Genomic DNA, 7,190 nt, shown 5'->3' on the forward strand with positions numbered 1-7,190 from the left:
AATCTGTGATTTGGCAACCTTGTGGTCACATTTTTTCCTTACACTTCGCGCCTGTTTCTTTAATTTTTGGCGCCCAATGCCTTGCCTGCCATGAAGTTTCGCTTTCCCATTGTCATCATTGACGAAGACTACCGTTCGGAGAACACCTCCGGTCTGGGCATTCGTGCTTTGGCGCAAGCCATTGAAAGCGAGGGCTTTGAGGTGCTGGGTGTCACCAGCTATGGCGACCTGTCGCAGTTTGCGCAGCAGCAAAGTCGCGCCAGTGCCTTCATTTTGTCGATTGACGACGAGGAGTTCACGCCCGGTCCGGACCTGGACCCCGCGGTGGTGAGCTTGCGAGCGTTTATTGAAGAGGTGCGCCGCAAGAACGCCGATGTACCGCTCTACATTTACGGCGAGACCAAGACCAGCCAGCACTTGCCCAACGACATCCTGCGCGAGCTGCATGGCTTTATTCATATGTTTGAGGACACGCCCGAGTTCGTGGCGCGTCACATCATCCGTGAGGCCAAGAGTTACCTCGAGGGCCTGCAGCCACCGTTCTTCAAAGCGTTGCTGGACTACGCCGAAGACGGCTCTTATTCGTGGCATTGCCCGGGGCACTCGGGAGGCGTGGCCTTTTTGAAGAGCCCGGTGGGCCAAATGTACCACCAGTTCTATGGCGAGAACATGCTGCGCGCTGACGTGTGCAACGCGGTGGAAGAGCTGGGCCAGCTGCTGGACCACAACGGTGCCATTGGCGAGAGCGAGCGCAATGCGGCGCGCATCTTCAATGCCGACCATTGCTTTTTTGTGACCAACGGCACCAGCACCTCCAACAAGATGGTCTGGCACCATGCGGTGGCGCCCGGTGATGTGGTGGTGGTGGACCGCAACTGCCACAAGTCGGTGTTGCATTCGATCATCATGACCGGGGCAGTTCCGGTCTTCCTCAAGCCTACGCGCAACCACTTCGGCATCATTGGCCCGATTCCCAAGAGCGAGTTCGAGCCTGCGGCCATTCAGGCCAAGATCAAGAAGAACCCGTTGCTCAAGGGTGTGGACGCCAAAAAGGTCAAGCCGCGCATCCTGACGCTGACCCAGTCCACCTACGACGGCGTGCTCTACAACACCGAGACCATCAAGGGCATGCTTGACGGCTACGTGGAGAACCTGCACTTTGACGAGGCCTGGCTGCCGCACGCGGCTTTCCACCCCTTCTATGGCCCGTACCACGCGATGGGCAAGAAGCGGGCACGTCCCAAGGACACGGTGGTGTATGCCACGCAGTCCATCCACAAGTTGCTCGCCGGCATCAGTCAGGCCAGCCATGTGCTGGTGCAGGATTCGCAAAACATCAAGCTCGACCGCCCGCTGTTCAACGAGGCGTACCTGATGCACACCTCGACCAGCCCGCAGTACAGCATCATCGCCAGCTGCGACGTGGCTGCCGCCATGATGGAGCCGCCCGGTGGCACCGCGCTGGTGGAGGAGAGCATCGCCGAAGCGCTGGACTTCCGCCGCGCCATGCGCAAGGTGGACGAGGAATACGGCAAGGACTGGTGGTTCAAGGTCTGGGGGCCGGAAAAATTTGCCGACGAAGGTGTGGGCAAAGCCGAAGACTGGATCCTGCGCAACGACCCGCGCAAGAAGGCCAGCAAGTGGCACGGCTTTGGTCAGCAACTGGCCGACGGCTTCAACATGCTCGACCCGATCAAGTCGACCATCGTCACGCCGGGCCTGGACCTGGACGGCAAGTTCGACAAGACCGGCATCCCGGCCTCCATCGTCAGCAAGTTCCTGACCGAGCATGGCGTGGTGGTCGAGAAGACGGGCCTTTACAGCTTCTTCATCATGTTCACCATCGGCATCACCAAGGGCCGCTGGAACACGCTGCTCACGGCGCTGCAGCAGTTCAAGGACGATTACGCCAAGAACCAGCCGATGTGGCGCATCATGCCGGAGTTCTGTCAGAAGCATCCGCGCTACGAGCGCATGGGCCTGCGCGACCTGTGCCAGCACGTGCACGAGATGTACGCCCGCTACGACATTGCACGCCTGACCACGGACATGTACCTGTCCGACCTGGCGCCGGCCATGAAGCCTTCAGATGCTTATGCGCATATTGCCCGTCGCCAGACCGAGCGTGTCGCGATTGACGATCTGGAAGGGCGCATCACCGTAGGGTTGGTGACGCCGTACCCTCCCGGCATTCCACTGTTGATTCCGGGCGAGGTGTTCAACAAGAAGATCGTGGACTACCTGAAGTTCGCGCGCCAGTTCAACCTGGAGTGCCCAGGCTTTGAGACCGATATTCACGGTCTGGTCGAAGAAGTCGGGGAAGATGGCAAGAAGCGCTATTTCGCGGATTGCGTGAAGGCGTGATTGGCCTTCAGCGCAGTCGGCGTGGTGGTGCGCGCTGATTTGGGCGATGTTTCGCGCTTGCGCGATGAGCCCGGGTCAGTGCGTGCCGCCGCGCCGACGGCACTTACCCTGCGATCAATCAAGCTGCCTCAACAGGCTCCGCAATGCCACCCACCACCTGGCTGAAGCCGCCGTCCACATAAGTGATCTCGGCAGTCACGCCTGCGGCCAGGTCGGACAGCAGGAAAGCGGCCACGTTGCCGACGTCGTCGATCGTCACGTTGCGACGAATAGGGGAGTTTTCGGCCACGACCGACAAAATCTTGCCAAAGCCCTTGATGCCGCTGGCTGCCAGCGTCTTGATGGGGCCGGCAGAAATGCCGTTGGCACGCAGGCCACGGCCTTGGCTGCCGAGCGATTCGGCCAGGTAGCGCACAGATGCTTCCAGGCTGGCCTTGGCCAGGCCCATGGTGTTGTAGTTGGGCACGGTGCGGATGGCGCCCAGGTAAGACAGGGTCAGCACCGCGCTGTTGTCATTCAGGTAGGGCAGGGCTGCCTTGGCCATGGCCGGGAAGCTGTAGGCGCTGATGTCGTGCGCCACCTTGAAGGCTTCACGCGACAGACCGTCCAGAAAGTCGCCAGCAATCGCTTCGCGGGGGGCAAAGCCGATGGCGTGCACAAAGCCGTCGATCTTGGGCCAGGTGTTGGAGAGGTCCTTGAACAACTGGTCAATTTGCTCGTCGCTGCCCACATCGCAGTCAAACACCAGTTTGGAGTCGAAATCGGCGGCAAATTCGGTGATGCGGTCCTTGAAACGTTCCCCCACGTAGCTGAAAGCCAGCTCGGCGCCTTGGGCGTGGCAGGCCTTGGCAATGCCATAGGCAATGGAGCGGTTGGACAGAACGCCCGTGATCAGCAGTTTTTTGCCAGCGAGAAAGCCTGTTTTTGTACTCATGTCTTAAGGACTCCAGAAAATGCTGGGGCCGATTGTCGCACGCCTTCAGGCGAGGCTAAATTCCTAGAAAAATCACACACTTAGCTTGATTTGTGCGTTACAATACCGCATTCACGACCAAACGGGCGGGTACCAACCGCCCGTTTTTTTTGGTCGATTCATTTTTGACTACGGGGAAACACGGGTGACTTTGGCTTCTGTGATCGAGCAGACAGTAACCGGACTGGGCTATGACCTGGTCGAGATCGAGCGTTCCGCTGGCGGGCTCTTGCGCGTCACGATCGATTTGCCCTGGACGCCGGGACAGGAAGCCTTTGTCAACGTGGAAGACTGCGAAAAAGTCACTCGCCAGCTGCAGTATGTGCTCGAAGTCGAGAACATGGACTACGTCCGCCTTGAGGTGTCGTCGCCCGGTATCGATCGTCCGCTGCGCCACGAGCAGGACTTTGTTCGCTTCGAGGGCGAAAAGATTGACATCACGCTCAAGCAGCCCATCGGCGAGGCCGCTGGTGGCTTGGTCAATGCCAACCGTAAAAAATTCACGGGCACGCTCGAGCGTGCCGAAGCCGGTGGCTGGCAAATCAGCTGGACAGATGCGCCAGCGGTCAAGCCCGGGCAGCGTGTGAGCCAAAAGCGACTGGATGCCATTCCGGTACAGGTGCTGGGTTTTACGCTGGACGAACTGCGCGAAGTGCGCTTGAGTCCGGTGGTTGATTTCAAAGGGCGCAAGCCCAAGGATGCCGCCTGAGGTGCCGTCTGGCGGCCTTGGGCAACACATTTGATGGATAGCAGGTAACAGGAGATTGAGGGTATGAACCGCGAAATGTTGATGCTGGTGGAAGCCATCTCGCGCGAGAAAAACGTCGAGCGCGATGTGGTGTTTGGTGCTGTTGAAGCAGCGCTGGCCCAGGCCACGAAAAAGCTGTACCAAGGCGAAGTGGACATCCGTGTGTCGATCGACCGCGACACGGGCAACTACGAAACCTTCCGTCGTTGGCACGTGGTGCCCAACGAGGCTGGCCTGCAAATGCCTGACCAGGAAATCCTGCTGTTCGAAGCCCAGGAGCAAATTGCAGACATCCAGGTCGATGAATACATCGAAGAGCCCGTGGAGTCTTTGCCGATTGGCCGTATTGGCGCCATGGCGGCCAAACAGGTCATCCTGCAGAAAATCCGTGATGCCGAGCGTGAAATGCTGCTCAACGAGTTCCTCTCGCGCGGCGAAAAAATCTTTGTCGGTACGGTCAAGCGTATGGACAAGGGCGACATCATTTGCGAAGCGGGCCGCGTTGAAGGCCGCCTGCGTCGCGGCGAAATGATCCCCAAGGAAAACCTGCGTACCAGCGACCGTGTCCGCGCCATGATCATGGAAGTGGACCTGACCCTGCGTGGTGCGCCCATCATCCTGTCGCGTTCGGCGCCCGAGTTCATGATTGAACTCTTCCGTCAGGAAGTGCCCGAAATCGAACAAGGTCTGCTCGAAATCAAATCCTGCGCCCGTGACCCTGGCTCGCGCGCCAAGATTGCTGTGCTTTCGCACGACAAGCGTATCGACCCCATTGGCACCTGCGTCGGTGTGCGCGGCACCCGTGTGAATGCCGTGACCAACGAGCTCGCTGGCGAGCGCGTGGACATCGTGTTGTGGAGCGAAGACCCTGCCCAGTTTGTGATTGGTGCTTTGGCTCCTGCCAACGTGCAGTCCATCGTGGTGGACGAAGAAAAGCACGCCATGGATGTGGTGGTGGATGAAGAAAACCTGGCCATTGCCATTGGTCGCGGTGGTCAGAACGTTCGCCTCGCTTCCGATCTGACGGGCTGGAAGATCAACATCATGGATGCCGCCGAGTCCGCGCAGAAGCAGGCCGAAGAGACCAGCACCATCCGCAGCCTGTTCATGGCCAAGCTCGATGTGGACGAAGAAATCGCCGACATCCTGATCGAAGAGGGTTTCACCAGCCTGGAAGAGGTGGCTTATGTGCCGCTGCAGGAAATGCTGGAAATCGAATCGTTCGATGAGGATACGGTCAATGAGCTGCGTGCACGCGCCAAAGACGCCTTGCTGACCATGGAAATTGCTCGCGAGGAAAGCGTGGAAGAGGTTTCGCAGGATCTGCGCGATCTGCCCGGCCTGACCACCGAACTGATCGCCAAGCTGGTTGAAGCTGGCGTGCACACCCGTGACGACCTGGCCGATCTGGCCACCGATGAATTGACAGACATCACTGGGCAAAGCGCTGAAGACGCGACCGCCTTGATCATGAAGGCTCGTGAACACTGGTTCACGAACCAGGACTGAGCAGATGGAGGTTTGAAGCCAATATGACCAGTACCACCGTTGCAGAGTTCGCCGCTGAACTCAAAAAACCTGCCGATTTGTTGATCGATCAGTTGCGCGCCGCCGGCGTGCAGAAAAACTCGCCCGATGACGCCATCAGCGATGCCGACAAACACAGCCTGCTGAGCTATTTGCAGGCCAGTCATGGCACGGGCGAGCGCAAAAAGATCACACTGACCAAAAAGTCGACCACCGAGATCAAACAGGCTGACGCCACAGGCAAGGCCCGCACGATCCAGGTGGAGGTGCGTAAAAAGCGCACACTCATCAAGCGTGACGATGAACCTGTAGCCGCTGCTGAGCCGGCAGAGCCCGTGATCGATCACGCGGAACTGGCTCGTCGAGAAGAACAGGCCCGCCAGCAAGCCGAATTGCTGCGTCGTCAGGAAGAAGAGCTTGCTGAAAAGCGTCGTCAGCGCGAGGCCGAAGAGGCCAAGGCGCAGGCTGCACACGCTCAGGCGCTTGCCGCGCGTGAGCAGGTGCAGGCCCAGCAGGATGAGCGCGAAGCCAAGCTCGCAGCAGCCCGCCAGGAAGCTGCCAGCATCAATGCTTCGGCTGCAGAAAAAGAGGCCGCTCAAAAGGCTGCGGCTCAGCAAGCAGAACAACGCAAAGCCGACCAGGCCGCAGCAGCTCAGGCCGCTGTGCATGCCGCAGAACAAGCTGCCGCTCAAGCTGCAGAAGCCTCGCGCATTCGTGCAGAGGAAGAGTCTGCTCGCGCCAAGGAGCTGGAGGATCGTCGTCGCAAGGCTTTGGCCGAAGCCGAAGCCATCCGCGCCATGATGAATGCACCCAAAAAAGTGCTGACAGCCAAGAAGGACGAGCCCAAGAAAGAAGAGCCCAAAGCTGCTGTCAAAGGCACGTTGCACAAGCCCGCTGGCACACCTGGCGCGGGGGTGCGGACAGCCGGCGCTGCCCCAGGGGCACAGCCTGCAGGTGCAGGCAAGGAAGTCAAGTCAGCCAAGCTCTCGTCGAGCTGGGCGGGCGATCCTGCCAAGAAGAAAGCCATTCCCACACGTGGCGACAGCAGTGGTGGCGTGGGCCGCAACAGCTGGCGTGCAGGTCCCAAGGGCCGCAAAGGACACGACCGCGATCGCGAAGAGCAGCAACAAGCCGCTCCCCAGGAAGCGCGTGTCATTGAAGTGCACGTGCCCGAAACCATTACTGTGGCCGAACTGGCGCACAAGATGGCGGTCAAGGCTTCTGAAGTGGTCAAAAAGCTCATGCAACTGGGCCAGATGGTCACCATCAACCAGTCGCTGGACCAGGACACCGCCATGATCGTGGTGGAAGAGCTGGGCCATAAAGCCGTGATTGCGGCGCTCGATGACCCCGAAGCCTTTACCGACGAAGAATCCGGAGCCACCGAAGCCGAAGCCCTGCCACGCGCACCTGTGGTGACCGTGATGGGCCACGTGGACCACGGCAAGACCTCGCTGCTGGATTACATCCGCAAGGCATCGGTAGTGTCCGGCGAGGCGGGTGGTATTACACAGCATATCGGTGCTTACCATGTCGATACGCCAAACGGGATGGTGACCTTCCTGGATACCCCCGGCC

At 59.4% G+C, this 7,190-nt stretch carries 5 protein-coding genes; 4 read left to right on the plus strand and 1 reads right to left on the minus strand.

Features of this window, described 5'->3' with window-relative positions; translation table 11 throughout:
* The first annotated feature begins 90 nt into the window (after positions 1-90).
* Positions 91-2,364 carry an arginine/lysine/ornithine decarboxylase gene (locus AAFM15_RS10035; RefSeq protein WP_341686575.1) on the plus strand — a complete coding sequence of 758 codons (2,274 nt, stop codon included), beginning with the start codon at positions 91-93 and terminating at the stop codon, positions 2,362-2,364.
* A 118-nt stretch (positions 2,365-2,482) separates the two neighbouring features.
* Here the strand turns inward: AAFM15_RS10035 and fabI are convergent, their stop codons facing one another.
* Positions 2,483-3,298 carry an enoyl-ACP reductase FabI gene (gene fabI, locus AAFM15_RS10040; protein WP_341686576.1) on the minus strand — a complete coding sequence of 272 codons (816 nt, stop codon included), beginning with the start codon at positions 3,296-3,298 and terminating at the stop codon, positions 2,483-2,485.
* 184 nt (positions 3,299-3,482) lie between these two features.
* Here fabI and rimP point away from each other — a divergent pair, with 184 nt between their 5' ends.
* The 3 genes from rimP to AAFM15_RS10055 form a co-directional block, all read left to right on the plus strand.
* Positions 3,483-4,046, plus strand: coding sequence for a ribosome maturation factor RimP (rimP, locus tag AAFM15_RS10045; RefSeq protein WP_341686577.1), 564 nt, complete (start codon positions 3,483-3,485; stop codon positions 4,044-4,046).
* 63 nt (positions 4,047-4,109) lie between these two features.
* Positions 4,110-5,594, plus strand: coding sequence for a transcription termination factor NusA (gene nusA / locus AAFM15_RS10050; protein ID WP_341686578.1), 1,485 nt, complete (start codon positions 4,110-4,112; stop codon positions 5,592-5,594).
* Between the two features lie 23 nt (positions 5,595-5,617).
* Positions 5,618-7,190, plus strand: a 1,573-nt coding sequence (locus tag AAFM15_RS10055; RefSeq protein WP_341686579.1) for a translation initiation factor IF-2 N-terminal domain-containing protein, incomplete at its 3' end; no start/stop codon positions are given.

This window comes from Limnohabitans sp. (assembly GCF_038134685.1).
GTDB lineage: Bacteria > Pseudomonadota > Gammaproteobacteria > Burkholderiales > Burkholderiaceae_C > Limnohabitans_A.